This is a genomic window from Microbacterium sp., from assembly GCF_035554235.1.
GTDB lineage: Bacteria > Actinomycetota > Actinomycetes > Actinomycetales > Microbacteriaceae > Microbacterium.
The window spans coordinates 1-17,189 of the sequence record NZ_DATMIO010000204.1; the positions used below are offsets into that span (position 1 = coordinate 1).

Below are 17,189 nucleotides of genomic sequence, written 5' to 3' on the forward strand. Positions count from 1 at the left end.
ACGATCAAGTCGGACGACGTCCTCGGTCGCGTGAAGGTGTACGAGGCGATCGTGAAGGGAGAGAACATCCCCGAGCCGGGCATCCCGGAGTCGTTCAAGGTGCTGATCAAGGAGATGCAGTCGCTCTGCCTGAACGTCGAGGTGCTCTCGGCCGACGGCACCGCCGTCAACCTCCGCGACACCGATGATGACGCCTTCCGCGCAGCGGAAGAGCTCGGCATCAACATCTCCACCCGGTTCGAGTCCTCGTCGATCGACGAGATCTGATCTCGATACGGCGCTGGCGCGCCTACTCGATCACCGACTGACTCATTAACAAGAATTTCGACACAGGAGAACACGTGCTCGACGTAACAACTTTTGACGAGCTTCGCATCGGTCTGGCCACTGCCGACGACATCCGTCGTTGGTCGTACGGTGAGGTCAAGAAGCCCGAGACCATCAACTACCGCACGCTCAAGCCCGAGAAGGACGGTCTCTTCGGAGAGCAGATCTTCGGGCCCAGCCGTGACTGGGAGTGCGCCTGCGGCAAGTACAAGCGCGTCCGCTTCAAGGGCATCGTCTGCGAGCGCTGCGGCGTGGAGGTCACCAAGTCCTCCGTCCGCCGCGAGCGGATGGGCCACATCGAGCTCGCCGCGCCGGTCACGCACATCTGGTACTTCAAGGGCGTGCCCTCGCGCCTGGGCTACCTGCTCGACATGGCCCCGAAGGACCTCGAGAAGGTCATCTACTTCGCCGCGTACATGGTCATCTCGGTCGATCAGGATGCGCGTCACCGCGACCTGGCGACCCAGGAGAACAACATCCGCCTCGAGCTGAAGACGCTCGGCGACCGGCGTGACTCGCGCATCGCCGCCCGCCTGCAGAAGCTCGAAGAGGAACTCGCCGCCCTCGAAGAGGAAGGCGCCAAGGCCGACCAGAAGAAGAAGGTCAAGGACGCCGCCGAGAAGGACATGACGCTGATCCGCAAGCAGGCGGATGAGCAGATCGGCAAGCTCGAGCGCGTGTGGGAGGACTTCCGCACCCTCGAGGTCGGCGCCCTCAAGCCCGAGGACGACGTCTTCCACGAGCTGCAGGACCGCTTCGGTCAGTACTTCGAGGCCTACATGGGCGCCGAGTCGATCAAGCGTCGCCTCGAGGCCTTCGACCTGCAGGCCGAGTCCGACTCGCTGCGCCTGCAGATCTCCGAAGGCAAGGGTCAGCGCAAGATCCGCGCGATCAAGCGCCTCAAGGTCGTCAACTCGTTCCTCTCGACGGGCATGTCGCCCGCCGCGATGGTGCTGGATGTCGTGCCGGTGATCCCGCCCGAGCTTCGCCCGATGGTGCAGCTCGACGGCGGTCGCTTCGCGACCTCCGACCTGAACGACCTCTACCGCCGCGTCATCAACCGCAACAACCGCCTCCGCCGCCTGATCGACCTCGGCGCCCCCGAGATCATCGTCAACAACGAGAAGCGGATGCTGCAGGAGGCCGTCGACGCACTGTTCGACAACGGCCGCCGCGGTCGTCCCGTCACGGGTACCGGCAACCGGGCGCTGAAGTCCCTGAGCGACATGCTCAAGGGCAAGCAGGGTCGCTTCCGCCAGAACCTCCTCGGCAAGCGCGTCGACTACTCGGGCCGCTCGGTCATCATCGTCGGCCCCCAGCTGAAGCTGCACCAGTGCGGTCTGCCCAAGCAGATGGCCCTCGAGCTCTTCAAGCCGTTCGTGATCAAGCGCCTCATCGACCTCGGTCACTCGCAGAACATCAAGGCCGCCAAGCGCGCCGTCGAGCGCACGCGTCCCGAGGTCTGGGACGTGCTCGAGGAGATCATCCGCGAGCGTCCCGTGCTGCTCAACCGTGCGCCGACGCTGCACCGCCTCGGCATCCAGGCCTTCGAGCCGCAGCTCGTGGAGGGCAAGGCGATCCAGCTGCACCCGCTCGTCTGCGCCGCGTTCAACGCGGACTTCGACGGTGACCAGATGGCCGTGCACCTGCCGCTGTCGGTCGAGGCCCAGGCCGAGGCCCGCGTGCTCATGCTCGCGTCGAACAACATCCTGAAGCCCTCCGACGGCCGTCCGGTCACCCTGCCTTCGCAGGACATGATCATCGGCCTGCACCACCTGACCACGGTCAAGAAGGGTGCGGCCGGCGAGGGCCGAGCGTTCGGCTCGGTCGGCGAGGCGATCCTGGCCAAGGACGAGGGCACCCTCGACCTGCAGGCCAAGGTCCGCATCCGCATCCCGGGGCTCACGTTCCTCGAGGCGGAGGGCGACACCGCCGAATCGATCGCGGCGTACGAGCGCAACGGCCTCGTCGAGACGTCGCTCGGCCAGGCGATCTTCAACGACACGCTTCCCAAGGGCTACCCGTTCGTTCGCGAGCCGGCCGACAAGGGCAAGCTGTCGCAGATCGTGAACAAGCTCGCGGAGGAGTACCCGAAGGTGGAGGTCGCGGCGTCGCTCGACCGCATCAAGGACGCCGGCTTCTACTGGGCCACCCGATCGGGTGTCACCGTGGCGCTCAGCGACATCCTCACGCCGCCGAACAAGGCCGAGATCGTGGGCGGCTACGAGAAGAAGGCCGCCAAGGTCCAGTCGCAGTACGAGAAGGGTCTGACGACCGACTCCGAGCGTCGCCAGGAGCTCATCAAGATCTGGACCGAGGCGACCGACGAGGTCCAGAAGGCGATGCGCGACAACTTCCCCGAAGACAACACCATCAACCGCATGGTGTCATCGGGTGCGCGTGGAAACTGGCTGCAGATCCGGAACATCGCCGGCATGCGAGGCCTGGTGAACAACCCCAAGGGTGAGATCATCCCTCGTCCGATCATCTCGTCGTACCGCGAGGGACTCTCGGTCGCCGAGTACTTCATCGCGACGCACGGTGCCCGCAAGGGTCTGGCCGACACGGCGCTGCGTACGGCCGACTCGGGCTACCTCACGCGTCGCCTCGTGGATGTCTCGCAGGATGTCATCATCCGTGAAGACGACTGCGGCACGACGAAGGGCCTCGAGCTGCCGATCGCGGCCGCCACGGCCGACGGCTCGCTCCGCAAGGACGACAACGTCGAGAACTCGGTGTTCGCGCGCACGCTCGCGTCGGATGTCGTGGACGAGGCCGGCACCGTTCTGGCCGTCGCCGGCGACGATGTGGGAGATGTGCTCATCAACCATCTCGTCGAGGGCGGCATCACCTCGATCAAGGTGCGCTCCGTGCTCACATGCGATTCGGCCGTCGGCGTCTGCGCGCAGTGCTACGGCCGCTCGCTCGCGACCGGCAAGCTCGTCGACATCGGCGAGGCCGTCGGCATCATCGCGGCCCAGTCGATCGGTGAGCCGGGAACGCAGCTGACGATGCGTACCTTCCACACCGGTGGTTCGGCCTCGGCCGACGACATCACGCAGGGTCTTCCCCGCGTGCAGGAGCTCTTCGAGGCCCGCACCCCCAAGGGTGCGTCGCCCATCGCGGAGTCGGATGGCCGCATCACGATCGATGAGACCGACCGTGCCAAGAAGGTCATCCTGACGCCCGACAACGGCGACGAGCCGCACGTCTACCCCGTGCTGAAGCGCGCGACGCTGCTGGTCGAGGACGGCCAGCACGTCACGGTCGGCCAGCCGCTGCTGGTGGGAACGCTCGACCCCAAGGAGGTCATGCGTGTCATGGGTGCGCGCGAGGTGCAGAAGTACCTCGTCGGCGGCGTCCAGGGCGTGTACCGCTCGCAGGGCGTGCCGATCCACGACAAGCACATCGAGGTCATCGTGCGCCAGATGCTGCGCAAGGTCACGGTCGTCGATCACGCCGACACGAACCTCCTGCCGGGTGAACTGGTCGACTTCCGTCGCTACCAGGACATCAACCGCCAGACCGTGGCGGAGGGCAAGCGGGCGGCATCCGGTCGTCCCGAGCTGATGGGCATCACGAAGGCGTCGCTCGCGACCGAGTCGTGGCTGTCGGCCGCCTCCTTCCAGGAGACGACCCGCGTCTTGACGCAGGCGGCGATGGACGGCAAGAGCGACCCGCTGGTGGGCCTCAAGGAGAACGTCATCATCGGAAAGCTGATCCCCGCCGGAACGGGCCTTGCGAAGTACCGCAACGTCACGGTCGAGGCGACGGAAGAGGCGAAGAGCGAGCGGTACCCCAACCGCATCTTCGCGTCGGACGGCGCCTACAGCGAGGCCGACCTCAGCTACGTCGATTTCGACAGCTTCTCGACCGACGACTTCACGCCCGGCACGTACAATTGAGTCGAGTGGGCTCAGGTCGCGAAGCGACCTCGAGCCCACTGCGACTCAAGGTCGAGTAGGCCGCCCGCGGCCGTATCGAGACCCCGTGCCAGAGCAGTCGACCGAAGGGTCCCAGGAGAAATCCCGGGGCCCTTCGGCGTTCCATCCGCGTGTGCACGCGCGCGCGACTTAGCGTGGAGGGCGGAGGATCGTCATGGCGCGGATCGCGGGTCGGAACACGGGCATCGCCCTGATCGCGGGTCTCGTGTGCATCGGCGTGGTCGCCGGCCTGGTCGCCCTCGCGGTGCCGCTGGCCCCGGCGACCCTCGAATGGGTCGCCGTCAACGTGGACCGGGCGATCTGGAAGGACTGATCAGCCCCAGATCGATGCGACGATGCTGCTCGTGTAGCCGGTCGGCGCGAGGTTCGAATACATCGTGTCGATCAGGATGTCGTCTCGGAAGTAGAGGGTCCGTCCATCGGTGACGGGGTAGGTGGCGTTCTGCCACTCCTTCTCGCAGCGGGTGCCCACGTCGGGCTTGTAGCAGGTGTAGCCCTCGGTGTCGGCGAGACCGTTCAGCATGTCGAGGGCGGCGCCGCTCGCCATCCGCGAGATGTCGGTGGTGAGCCCCGTCGTGTCGGCCGCCGGGTCTGCCCAGATGCAGCGGAGGCTGCCGTCGGGCTGCACGCCGGACGGACCGAAGGCGGGGTCGTTCAGCGGCACACCGGCGAGCTGATCCAGCACCGCGGCGGAGAGCGTGGAGCGGCAGTCCGTCGGGATGGGGACGGAAGAGTCGGCCGTCGCGGAGGGCGAGGGCGACGGCGACCCGCTGGGGCTCGCATCGAGCGTCTGCGACTGGATCGGCGAGGGCGACCCGCTGGGCGCACCGGGGGAGTCGGCGGCGCATCCGGTCGCCGCGGACAGGACGAGGGTGATGCCGGCGAGCGCCACCAGGACTCTGGCGGGACGTCGTCGGGCCGCGGGGATGCCGGTCATGCGCCTCACAGTACGCGGGCGATCGCCGATCCCCGGGGAGACCCGCGGCGACACAGCGGCACGCCTCCCGGAGCGCCGGGCGGGTGCGGGGTAATCTCGCACTGCGGGGACGTGCCCCGCGTGAGGAGTGCGTCCGATGAGTGATCCCCAGGCTCCGAAGCCGGAGACCCCGATCGGCGAGCCCGTCGCGGAGCCGGCACCCGTGGACGACGTCGTGGACAGCGCGCACGGCAGCCTCGCCGACGCGGAAGCCGCACGCGAGGGCGTGCCGGCGGATGCCGCTTCCGAGAACGCCACTGCGCCCGGTGACGACACCGCTCGCGATGACGCTGCCGTGGTCGACGTGCCCGAGTCGGTCGTCGAGCCCTCGGCTTCGAGCGAGGCCGAGACCGTGGTCGTCGCACCCGCAGCGTCGACCGACGACGAGACCCCGTGGTATGACCGGCCCGAGCACTACGAGGCCGTCGACTCCGGAACCGCGGCCGGCGCCGCGCAGAGCGAACCGGCCTACATCGCCCCCGCCGAGCCCGCGTACGTCGCTCCCGCGCCGCAGCCGATCTTCGTGCAGGCGCCGGAGGCTCCTCTTCCACGTGGCAACCGTGCCGCCGCCGGCGCGATCGGGCTGCTCGCCGCGCTGTCTTTCGCCGCGCTGCTGCTGCTCTTCTCGATCGGCTTCGGGCTGATCACGGGCGATGTGACCACGGCGAACATCGTGGAATCGACACTCGCCGCCCTGGGCACGTGGACCCTCTGGGTGCCCGTCGTCGTCTTCTTCCTCGCCTTCTGGCTGCTCGGCGCGATCATCAACCGCGGTCGGTGGGGCCACTGGGTGGTCTTCGGGCTGCTCGTCGGCGTCGCCTCCTACGGGGGCTACATCCTCGGCCAGCTGTTCCAGGAGCCGTTCTGGATGCTGAGCGCGAGCGAGGGCGCCGCGCTCGTCGAGGGCCAGCTGCTCGCGCCCCTCGCGATCGCCTCTTTCGTCATCGGTCGCGAGCTCACGATCTGGTTCGGGGCGTGGGCCGCGGCGCGCGGCAAGCGCGTCACCGAGCTCAATCTCGAGGCGCAGCGCGAGTACGAGCGCACGCTCGAGGCCGGCCCGCAGCTCGTCCGTCGCTAAGTCCGCAGGGGGCACGCACACGTCCGGGCAGCAGCGCGGAGGGCTCAGGCGGTCGGCGCTCCTGGCGCTGACGGTCATCGCCTTCGTCGCCCTCGTGATCTTCGGGCTCGGCATGATGAGCCTCGCGACGAACACCGACGTGATCGACACCCGCGGACTCACCGCGGTGCCGGGTGCGCTCGGCATCGCGTTCGCCACGGGCGCGTTCGCGGTGGCGCTCGGGGTGGGGCTGCGCCCCCGGCATCCGTCGTTCTTCACCGCCCTGTGGGCGGCGCTCGCGGCGGCCCTCGCCTATCTCGCCGGGGTGTGGATCGGGGCGGTCGGCACGGGCGCGGACCTTGCGCTGGCCACTTCGGTGATCGGCCGCCTCGCGATCGGATGGGCAGCACCGGTCGTCGCGCTCGGTGGCGCGATCGCCGCCTGGGGCGGCGTGGCCGTGGCGCGCACCGGCGCCCGCCCGCCGCACTGGCCGTGGGAGGGCGACGACGCCGAGTGACATCGACATCCGCCCGGGAAGCCGCGGAATTCCGGGCCGCGCGCAGTACGGTAGGGACATGGAGCGGTCGCTCGAGACGCAAGTGAGCCAGGCGGTGGACGCGTGGCTGAAGTGGCTGCCCCGGTGGGAGCCGGCCACGCACCGCGGCCGCGTCGCGCCCTGCCGCCGGTGCTTCGGCTCGCCCGTCCTGTCGGCCGCGGGCCTCGGTGCCGACGTTCCGCACGGCGTGCAGCACGGGCTCTCGACACGGGTCAAGACGATCGTCGACCATTCCGTTGCCGACTACACGGCCCGCAACCTCCCGATGCTCCAGGCCGAACTCGACCAGCAGGCCGCGCGCAACCGCGCCCGCAGCTACCGCCCCGCCGAGGGACTCGAGCCGGAGTTCGAGGGGCTGCCCCTCGACCCCGACCCCGTGCCGGGCGCTCCGTTCCTCTTCACGATCTCGGGGCTCGCCGACGCTGCGGACGCCGACGTCCCCGACCTGCCACCGCTCAGCGACGAGGCCAAGGCGGCGCTCCGTCAGGAGGTCGGCCTCGCCGACGACTACGCGAACATGGTGGGCAGGGAGGTGTGCGCGGTGCTCCTGCATCACCGCCTGCGCATCCAGGCGGCGGTCACGACGTACGTCGAGCCGCAGATCGAGGCCATGCTCGATGAGCTCGCGCAGGCCCTCGACGCGCCATTCGACCCGAACGACCCGCCCCCGGCCTGACCGTCGCGTCTCCCGCACGCATGGGCAAATGCTCAGGCCTGCGCGTTAGCATGGGCCAAGCCCTGCAGCGCCAGCGAATCGCGTCCGGACCGGGGCGATTCCCGTGATCGACGCCGAGGCAAGGAGTTGGGGTGGTAAAGCGCCTTCCATCCGATCCTCCGGTGCTCCCGGGCCTGACGTACGTGCGCCCGCTCGGGTCGGGCGGATTCGCCGACGTGTTCCTCTACGAGCAGGAGATGCCGCGCCGCGCGGTGGCGGTGAAGGTGCTCCCCGGAAACCTTCGCGACCCCGATCTCGTCCGCATGTTCAACACCGAGGCCGACGTGCTGGCGCACCTGTCCGCCCATCCCTCCATCGTGACCGTCTATCAGGCGGGCATCTCGGCGGACGGGCGGCCCTACATCGTCATGGAGTACTGCCCGGGATCTCTCGCCCAGCGCTACCGCATCGAGCGCATCCCGGTCGATGAGGTGCTCTCGATCGGCATCAGGATGGCGAGCGCCCTGGAGACGTCGCACCGCGCCGGGCTGGTGCACCGCGACATCAAGCCCAGCAACATCCTCGTGACGAGCTTCGGCGTGGCCGTCCTCGCCGACTTCGGCATCGCGTCGTCGCTCGCGCGCGCCCGCCACGACGAGATGTTCGCGATGTCGGTGCCGTGGAGTGCCCCCGAGGTCATCGCCGAGGAGACCACCGGAACGATCGCGAGCGAGGTCTGGGGACTCGGGGCGACGGTCTATTCGCTGCTCGCGGGGCACAGCCCGTTCGAGCGCATGGATCGCGGCCAGAACTCCCGCGATCACCTGCGCCGCCGCATCCTGCGCGCTTCGTACACCCGCATCCCGCGGCCCGACGTCCCCGATGCGGTGCAGCGCGTGCTCGCGGTCGCGATGAGCCGCTTACCCGGCGATCGGTATCCGAGCGCGCTCGCGTTCGCCGAGGCGCTGCGGAGCGTGCAGGCCGAGCTCGGGCTGGCGCCCACCGCCCTCGACGTGGCCGTGGAGGAGTGGATCCCGAGCCCGTCCGCGGTCGACCTCGCCGACGACGCGGTGCGCGGGCCCATCCGCACGAGCGTGTCGCACGAGACCTCCCGCAAGTCGGCCCCGACGCTCGCCGTCGCGGCCGGCCGCGACGGCGGCGAGGACGAATGGTTCGACGCGTCCGCGCCGGATCGCCGACGAGGCTGGATCATCGGGGCACTGGCCCTCGCCCTCGTCGCCTCCGTCGTCACGGCCTGGGCGCTCCTGACGAGCGGGATCTTCTGACATGGTCCGCCGACGCCGCCGCACGCTCGTCGCCGCGCTCGCCGGAGTCGCGGCGATCGCCTCGGTCATCGCCATCAGCGCCGTGTGGCCGGGCCTGGACGCGCAGCGCACCACGCCGGTCGACACATCGGTCTGGGCGCTGCAGACCGCGGAAGGACGCCGGTATGCGCGCGTCAACACCGCGATCGACGAGCTCGACACCGTGCGCAGCGTCAGCAATCCGACGGCGATCGCGCAGACGGATGACGGTGCATTCCTGTTCTCGGAGAGCTACGGGCGCCTGACCCGGATCGATGAGGCGATGCCCGTCGACCTCGATGAGGATGCGCCGCGGGGGTCGACCGACCCGCCGGCCGGCACGGTGTCGGTCGCGGTGGCGGGGGATTTCGCGGGCTACCTCACCGACACCGGCGCGGTGTGGGTCGGCAGGCTCTCGGGCGGTTCCGCGGCCGTGCAGCTCAATCCGAACGCGAACGCCGGCGACGATGCTCCCCAGTACACGGCGGAGGCGATCGCCGTTGCCCCCGACGGAACCCTGTTCAGCTATTCATCGGCCGACGGGGCGGTGCTGCGGTACCGCATCCCCGACGCGCAGATCGAGGCGCGCGACGAGCTCGAGGGCGGCCCGACCGGGGCCGGCATCGAGATCGGCGCCGCCGGCGACCGGTGGGTGGTCATCGACACCGCGAACGGCAGCGTGTGGCGCGCCGGTGCGCGGGAGCCCACGTCGCTCGCCTCCTCCGGCGCGATGGCCGTGGCGCGGCCCACCGTCGCCGGCGACGAGGTCTACATCGCCGACGAGGCCGGGCTGATCCAGGTCCCCCTCGCCGACGCGGCCATCTCCCGCACCGTCGGCGGCGAAGGGCAGGACTACGGCCAGCCCGCCCGGCCCGTCGTCGTCGATCGCGATGTCTACGCCGCGTGGCTCCGCGACGACGGCGGCGTGATGTGGCGGCAGGGTGCCGGCGAGACCACGCTGGACTACGGCGGGCAGGAGCTGCCCGACGCACGGCGCCCCGTCTTCACGGTCTCGGGTTCGACCGTCATCCTCAACGAGACCCGCTCGGGCTGGGTGTGGAGCATGCCGGACGGAGCGCTCGTGTCCTCCAGCCAGGACTGGAGCCTCGATGACAACAAGGCTGCAGAAACGGAGCCCAGCGACGTGCAGGCCGAGGTCGTCATCGACCCCAAGCCGCCCGTCGCCGAGGCCGACGCCTTCGGGGTGCGCGCGGGGAGCCTCGTGACGCTGCCCGTGCTGCTGAACGACCATGACCCGAACGAAGATGTGCTGAGCATCGACCCCGCATCCGTGACCGGTCTGCCTCCGGATTTCGGCACGGTCACGATCACCGACGGCGGGGGTCGCCTCGCCGTGCAGGTGGCTGCCGGCGCGGCGGGGGCGGCGACGCTGCAATACGTCGTCAGCGACGGCACGAGCAGCGACGGCCAGCTCTCGCAGCCCGCCACCGTGACCCTCGATGTCGTACCCGAGGATCGCAACAGCGCCCCTGAGTGGTGCGGCACGTCGGGGTGCCTCGCGGAATGGCCGTCACCCGGGGTCGCTCCCGGCGGCACCGTCACCGTGCCCGTTCTGACGGGCTGGGTCGACCCGGAGGGCGATCCCGTGATGCTCCTCGCCGTCGAGAACGAGTCGAACTCGGGCGCGGTCGCCTCGACGCCGTCCGGGGAGGTCGTCTACCAGCATCCCGACGGCACCGGGACGGGCCCCGAGACCGTGGATCTGACCGTCACCGTCGCCGACACGAGGGGGGCGGTGACCACGCGACCCCTCCAGGTCCGGGTTTCGCCCACGCCCACCGTGACGGCGGAATCGTTCACCGTCATCGATACCCTGGGCGGCGCGCTCAGCGTGGATGTCGCCCCGCACGTGACGGGAACGGCGGGCTCCCTCACCCTGAAATCCGTGCGCGTGCTCGATGATGCCGCGGTCGAGGCGGTCGCCGGCGCGACCGGCACGGCGTTCGACTTCTCGGCGACCGACGCCGGGACCTATCGGGTCAGCTACACCGTGTCGGACGGCACGAGCGAGGCGACGGCGACGGCGCGGATCACCCTGCTGCCGACCGACGCTCCCGCGCAACTGGCGACCGCGCCCGTCATCGCGTTCGTGCATCCGCGCGAAGACGCGACGATCGATCTCTTCGCCGCGGTCGCCAATCCCACCCGACGGGTGCTCCTGCTCAGCGAGGTCGAGACCGCTCCCGCCGCCGGGGCTTCGCTGCAGGTGGATGCGATCGGGCAGAACTACCTGCGGGTGGCGGGTACGACCGCGACGGGGGCCGCGGGCATCCTCGGCACCGTCCAGTACCGCGTGAGCGACGGAACGGACGACGCCGGATCGAGCGTGGCGGGTCAGGCGACCGTCTACCTGCTCCCGCCCGCGCCCGAACTCGCGCCGATCGCCGTCGACGACACCGTGGTCGTCCGCGCGGGGGCCCAGGTCGACATCCCCGTGCTGGAGAACGACGTCGCGCCCTCCGGCTCCGCGATCAGCCTCGACCCGTCGACGGTCACCACGACCGCCCCCGACGCGCTGGCCTTCGGGTCCGGCGGGGTGCTGCGCTATCTCGCCCCCACCGAGACCGGCCCGACCGAGATCGAGTACTCGATCTACTCGTCGGGCTCCCCCGGCCTCGCCGACACGGCGACCGTCCGCGTGACGGTCGTGTCGGACGAGTCCAACCGCGCGCCGCGACCGGAGACGCTCGAGGGCCGGGTCCTCAGCGGCGGCAGCACCACGATCCCCTTCGACGGGTTCGGCGTCGATCCCGACGGCGACGCCGTGCGGCTCGACCGCATCACGTCCCAGCCCGAACGGGGGTCGGCGACGATCTCGGCGGATGGGGACGGCATCGTCTACACGAGCACGCAGGGCGATCGAGGACAGGAGTCGTTCGAGTTCCGGGTCATCGACGGCACCGGAGCGACGGGTGTCGGCACGGTGCGCATCGGCGTGCTCGGGGGCGAAGCGAACCCCTCGCCGGTCACCTTCACGGACTACGTCTACGTGCAGGCGGGCGCCGGCAACTCCGTGCGCGTGAGCCCGCTCGCCAACGACATCGATCCCACCGGCGGCGCCCTCGCGCTGACCGATGTGCGCCCCGATGCGGTGGATGTGCTCGAGGACGGCAGTCCGAATCCGCAGTACGGGCAGCTGGAGAGCCGGCTCGGCGATTTTTCCGGTTCCACGATCGAGATCGAGGCGGGGACGGCTCCCGGCACGACGGCATATCTCTACGACGTCGTGAGCGAGTCGGGCAACACGGGGCGCGGTCTCATCGTCGTCAAGGTCGTGCGGGAGTCCGTGCCCGACTATCCCATCGTCGCCGACACCCTGCTCACCGCCGAGACACGTGACCGCTTCGCTCGCGGGGTGGATGTCGTCAGCGGCAAGGTCTCGTGGACAGGCGGCGACGTGGGAGAGCTCACCATGAGCGTGTGGGGGGAGCCGCCCGGAGTCACCGCCGACGGCAGGGAGCTGCAGGGTGCGGTGTCGGATGACGCGCGCATCATCCCCTTCCAGGTCACCGGGGTGGGCAGTGCGGGGCAGGATGTCACGAGCTATGCGTTCCTGCGCATCCCCGGCGTCGATGACGTGGCGCTCGCGCTGCGCGCGGGGCTCACCCCGCGCCAGGTGACCGAGGGGGAGTCGGTGACCTTCGATCTGGCCGGCCTCGTGCCGGTGCCGAGGGGCCGGACGCTCGAGGTCGGCGACGACGTCGCATCCTCCGGAGCGCGCGACGCGGCGGTCTGCGCGCCGGTCTCCGGCACCCAGGTGCGCTACGACGCGGGGCTCGGGTCGCCCTGGACCGACGCGTGCACCGTGCCGGTGCGCGTCGATGGGCAGGAGGAGTGGACATACCTCTCCGTGCCGATCCGCATCCGGGCGCTCGACCCGCAGCCCGAGCTGCGTCCGGCATCGGTGACCGTCGGTCCCGGCGAGACGGCGGCCTTCGCCCTGAGCGATATGACGACCTGGCAGCGCGACGTCGCCGACACCGACATCGCATACTCGATCGAGTTCGCGAGCTCCGCCTTCCAGACGAGGCTCGAGGGCGGTGTGCTCACGATCACCGCTGATGACCGCGCGGCTCCGGGAACCGAGCAGGCCGCGATCATCGGGGTCACGAGCCACACCGGAGTGCAGCCTGCGCGTCTCACGCTGCGCGTCGGCCCCGCGCCGAGCGTGCTTCCGCAAGGCGGCACGATCGCCCAGCAGTGCTCCCAGGCGGCGGGATCGTCGTGCGAGATCACCGTGATCGGCGCGCCGGGCGAGGTCAACCCGCTTCCGCGCACGCCGCTCGAGCTCACCGCAGTGCGGGCGACCGGCGCCTGCGTCGGCGTCTCCTTCCAGGTCGCGTCCGCGGCGAGCGTGCTCGCGACGTGGGCCGGGGACGCCCCGGGGGCCACCTGCACCGCCAGCTTCTCCGTGAAAGACGCGCAGGGGCGCGGCACGAACGCCGAGCGCGACGGCTCGCTCCTGCTCGACCTGCAGGGATATCCGCGCGGGCCCGCATCGCTGCGCCAGACCCAGTACGGCGACGGCGTCGTCACCCTTCGCGTCGACCCCGGTGAGGCACGCCAGGCGTACCCCGCCCTGACGGGGTTCGTCATCCGGCACGAGGGATCGATCGTCGCGACGTGCAACGCCTCGGGGGTGTGCCCCGACATCGCCGCCCCGAACGGCGAGGAACGCCGGTACACGGCCGTCGCGGTGAACGCGATCGGCGAGTCCGCTGCCTCGGCGACCACGACGGCGTGGGCGTACGACGCCCCCGCCGCTCCGCGAGAGGTCTCCGCGACCCCCGTCGTCACGGGAGGCGAGGGCGGCCTCGTATCGGTGCGCGTCGTGGGTGTCGAGACCGCGACCACCGGCTTCCTGGAGCTCTCCAGCCCCACCGGCGAACTGCTGCGCGTGCGGGTCGACTCGAACGACACCGTCGTCATCCCCCGCTACCGGATCGGCGCGAACACGCTCACCCCGCTGACGGTCACCCCCATCTCGCGCTTCGCGGTGCCGCCGGGGCTCGAGGGGACCAGTTCGGGCGCGGCCGTGACCATCCAGACCAACGGCATCGGCGCGCCGGTCAACCCCACCCTCACCCTCACTTCGGTCTCCAACGGCGACGGCACATCGACCGTGACGGCCTCGGGCACGGCGAGCTCCGGGGGCGACGGCTCCGAGACGCGCTACGGCATCACCCAGTCGCCGGGCGTCTGCACCGTCTCGCCCGGCGGCGAGTCGGCGACGATCAGGGTTCCTCGCGACGGGGAGGTGTACACGTTCCAGCTCTGCACCGAGTCGTGGTGGCAGGGCGATCGCTACGGGCGGAGCACGGTGCAGGCAGACGTGCGCGCCGCGCAGAACTCCGCCCCGCCGACCGGGTTCACCTTCGTCGTCGACGCGAGCCCGACGGTGTCTGCGACCGACGCGCGCTGGATGATCCGGAGGACGCCCGAGTCGCCCGAGACGCCGCCGCGCTACAACACCGCCGAATTCGAGGGCGGTCCGACGACGAGCGTGTACGACCGCGATCCCGAGATGCGCGTGCGCTACGTGCACCCGCAGTGGGGACCGACGACGGACTGGGCGCGCGTGACGCCGGCCGCCGGATCGGCCCCGTACCAGGTGCGGGCATCGTGGCAGGTGACTTCGTGCACCGCCGGGCAGCCACTCGCCGGCGGGGGTCAGTCATCGCTCGCCCCGTCCGGCGGCCAGGCCACGTTCACGTTCGCGTACGGCCGGGCGCGCTTCTACGACGCCGCCGGCCAGCAGCTCCCCTACGACCCCGCCACGGGCATCGTGCCGCCGGGCGCCGTGCGCGTCGAGGCGGTCGATGTGACCGTCGACTGGAGCGTGTACGGCTGGGGTCTGGCACCCGCGGCCACTGAATTCGGGGGCGATTGCACCCCCGATCCGCCGGCGACAGGCGGCACGCCGTGACCGGCATCCGCCCTCTCCCCACGCCCTTCCCCCACACCGCAGGAGGACCCGCATGACCATCTCGCAGGAGCAGGCGACGCGCTTCGCGACGACGTTCGCCCAACTCGCCGACAACGTCGATCGGGCGGTGCTCGGCAAGCGGCACGTCATCGAGCTGGTGCTCACGGCGATGCTGAGCGACGGTCACGTTCTGCTCGAGGACGTGCCGGGCACGGGTAAGACGTCGCTCGCTCGCGCGCTCGCCCAGTCCGTGGAGGGCACGAACACCCGCATCCAGTTCACGCCCGACCTCCTGCCCGGCGACATCACCGGCATCACCGTGTACGACCAGAAGACCGGCACGTTCGAGTTCCACGCCGGCCCGGTGTTCGCGAACATCGTGCTCGCGGACGAGATCAACCGCGCCAGCCCGAAGACGCAGTCGGCGCTGCTCGAGGTGATGGAGGAGGGCAGGGTCACGATCGACGGCGTCACCCGTCCCGTCGGGGTCCCGTTCCTCGTGATCGCCACCCAGAACCCGATCGAGCAGGCCGGCACGTACCGCTTGCCCGAGGCCCAGCTCGACCGGTTCCTGATGAAGACCTCGCTCGGCTACCCCGACCACGCCGCGACCGTCCGCATCCTCGACGGCGCCCCCGTCGCGACGAGCGAGCTGGGGGCGATCGTGAGCCCCCAGCGGATGGTGGACATGGCGGATGCCGCGCGCGACGTGTACGTCAACGCGCTCGTGCTGGACTACATCGCGCGCCTCGTGGACGCCACCCGCTCGGCCGACGAGGTGCGGCTGGGCGTCAGCATCCGAGGGGCCCTCGCCCTCACCCGCTCCGCCAAGACGCGCGCCATCTCGCTCGGTCGCACCTACGCGACGCCCGACGATGTCAAGGCGCTCGCCGTGCCCGTGCTCTCGCACCGACTGATCCTGCACCCGGAGGCCGAGTTCGACGGGGTCACCGCCGAGGCGATCATCGGCCAGGTGCTGCTCGACATCGCACCGCCGTCTCAGCGCGAGGCCGTATGAGCGCAGGCCGTATGAGCGCAGACCGTATGAGCACAGACTCCGAGCAGCGGCTGACCCGGCTCGACCCGCAGTCGGGTTCGACGGCGCACACCCGCGTGACGACGGCGTCACCCGGTGCGCTCGTGCGCGCCCTCGTCGCGACCCTCGCCGGCGCGCGGCGTGCGGCCGATGCCACCCGGACCGCGGTCGAATGGGTCGGCCAGGTCGTCACCCCGGCCGGATGGCTCGTGCTCGCGGCCGCCACGATCGGGCTCGCTTTCGGCTGGGCGTACGGCTGGGTGGAGTGGCTCGTCGGGGCATTCGCGGCGATCGTGCTGCTGCTCATGAGCATTCCGTTCCTCTTCGGCGCCCGGGCCTACGACGTCGTCGTCCGCCTCGAGCACGAGCGCGTCGTCGCCGGCGGGGAGGTCTCGGGCGAGATCGAGATCCGCAATCGCAGCGGCCGGACGATGCTGCCCGGCCGCCTCGACCTTCCCGTCGGCAGCGGCCTCGTCGAACTCGGCGTGCCGATGCTCCGGCCGCGACACGTCGTCTCGCAGCCGGTCTCGATCCCGACGCCGCGTCGCGGCGTGCTCACGGTGGGCCCGCCCACCTCGGTGCGCACCGACCCCATCGGCCTCCTCCGGCGCGAGCACGCGTGGCCCGATGTGCACGATCTCTTCGTGCACCCGCGGACCGCGCAGGTGCCCTCGACGAGCGCGGGGCTCGTGCGCGACCTCGAGGGCAACCCGACCCGACGCCTCGTCGACGCCGACATGTCGTTCCACGCCATCCGCGCCTACACACCGGGGGATTCGCGTCGCCAGATCCACTGGAAATCCACCGCCAAGACGGGCCAGCTCATGGTCCGTCAGTTCGAGGAGTCGCGCCGCTCGCGCATGGCGGTGGTGCTGAGCCTCGCCCTCGCCGACTACGCCGACGACGACGAGTTCGAGCTCGGCGTGAGCGCCGCGGCGTCGCTCGGCGCCCAGGCCGTGCGCGATGGGCGCGACCTCGACATCGTCACGGGAGCTCCCATCCCGCGGGTCGTGAAGGGCCGGCTCCGTGCCATCCAGAACCTCGAGGCCACGTCTCCCCGCGCCCTCCTCGACGGGTTCGCCGCATTGGAGGGGCTCGAGCACACGATGCCCCTCGAAGAGGTGTGCCGCCTCGCGGTGGAGGCATCCGATGCGCTGTCGATCGCGTTCATCGTCTGCGGGTCGCGTGTCACGCTCACCCGCATCCGGCAGGCCGCCCTCGCCTTCCCGACCGACACCGCCGTCATCGCGGTCCTCTGCGACGAGCGAGCGCACCCTCGGGTGCAGGCCGTCGGGACGCTGACCCTGCTCACGATCGGACTCCTCGACGACCTCCCCGCCCTGCTCCTGAGGGGGGTCCAGTCGTGATCCGGTTGGAGTGGCCGCCC

11 protein-coding genes are annotated in these 17,189 nt (G+C 70.6%); 10 read left to right on the forward strand and 1 reads right to left on the reverse strand.

The genetic code is table 11. The features are described 5' to 3' along the window. The 3 genes from VNT50_RS10630 to VNT50_RS10640 all read left to right on the forward strand — a co-directional run. Positions 1-267: DNA-directed RNA polymerase subunit beta (locus VNT50_RS10630; RefSeq protein WP_325485087.1), on the forward strand; the 267-nt coding region annotated here is incomplete at its 5' end. A 74-nt stretch (positions 268-341) separates the two neighbouring features. Further along, a complete protein-coding gene (rpoC, locus tag VNT50_RS10635) occupies positions 342-4,232 on the forward strand; it encodes a DNA-directed RNA polymerase subunit beta' (RefSeq protein WP_325485088.1) in 3,891 nt (1,296 codons plus the stop codon). A 193-nt stretch (positions 4,233-4,425) separates the two neighbouring features. Next, on the forward strand, positions 4,426-4,584 hold the full coding sequence (locus VNT50_RS10640; protein ID WP_325485089.1) for a hypothetical protein: 159 nt from the start codon (positions 4,426-4,428) through the stop codon (positions 4,582-4,584). Here the strand turns inward: VNT50_RS10640 and VNT50_RS10645 are convergent, their stop codons facing one another. Then, positions 4,585-5,208: a hypothetical protein gene (locus tag VNT50_RS10645; RefSeq protein ID WP_325485090.1), complete on the reverse strand. Its 624-nt coding sequence runs from the start codon at positions 5,206-5,208 to the stop codon at positions 4,585-4,587. Between the two features lie 136 nt (positions 5,209-5,344). Between VNT50_RS10645 and VNT50_RS10650 the strand changes: the two genes are divergently transcribed. From VNT50_RS10650 to VNT50_RS10680, 7 genes are all read left to right on the forward strand, one after another. Beyond that, positions 5,345-6,325, forward strand: a complete 981-nt coding sequence (locus VNT50_RS10650; protein WP_325485091.1) for an ABC transporter — start codon at positions 5,345-5,347, stop codon at positions 6,323-6,325. 76 nt (positions 6,326-6,401) lie between these two features. Continuing rightward, positions 6,402-6,821, forward strand: a complete 420-nt coding sequence (locus VNT50_RS10655) for a DUF6121 family protein (protein WP_491715940.1) — start codon at positions 6,402-6,404, stop codon at positions 6,819-6,821. A 58-nt stretch (positions 6,822-6,879) separates the two neighbouring features. Next, complete coding sequence (locus tag VNT50_RS10660; RefSeq protein ID WP_325485093.1) at positions 6,880-7,536, forward strand: spermidine/putrescine ABC transporter substrate-binding protein; 657 nt, start codon at positions 6,880-6,882, stop codon at positions 7,534-7,536. 131 nt (positions 7,537-7,667) lie between these two features. Next, positions 7,668-8,801, forward strand: coding sequence for a serine/threonine-protein kinase (locus tag VNT50_RS10665; protein ID WP_325485094.1), 1,134 nt, complete (start codon positions 7,668-7,670; stop codon positions 8,799-8,801). 1 nt (position 8,802) lies between these two features. Continuing rightward, the gene (locus tag VNT50_RS10670; RefSeq protein WP_325485095.1) at positions 8,803-14,766 is read left to right on the forward strand and encodes an Ig-like domain-containing protein; all 5,964 of its coding nucleotides are present in this window, start codon (positions 8,803-8,805) and stop codon (positions 14,764-14,766) included. Between the two features lie 52 nt (positions 14,767-14,818). Continuing rightward, positions 14,819-15,784, forward strand: a complete 966-nt coding sequence (locus tag VNT50_RS10675; RefSeq protein ID WP_325485096.1) for an AAA family ATPase — start codon at positions 14,819-14,821, stop codon at positions 15,782-15,784. A 26-nt stretch (positions 15,785-15,810) separates the two neighbouring features. Next, on the forward strand, positions 15,811-17,169 hold the full coding sequence (locus VNT50_RS10680; RefSeq protein WP_325485097.1) for a DUF58 domain-containing protein: 1,359 nt from the start codon (positions 15,811-15,813) through the stop codon (positions 17,167-17,169). Positions 17,170-17,189: the final 20 nt, after the last annotated feature.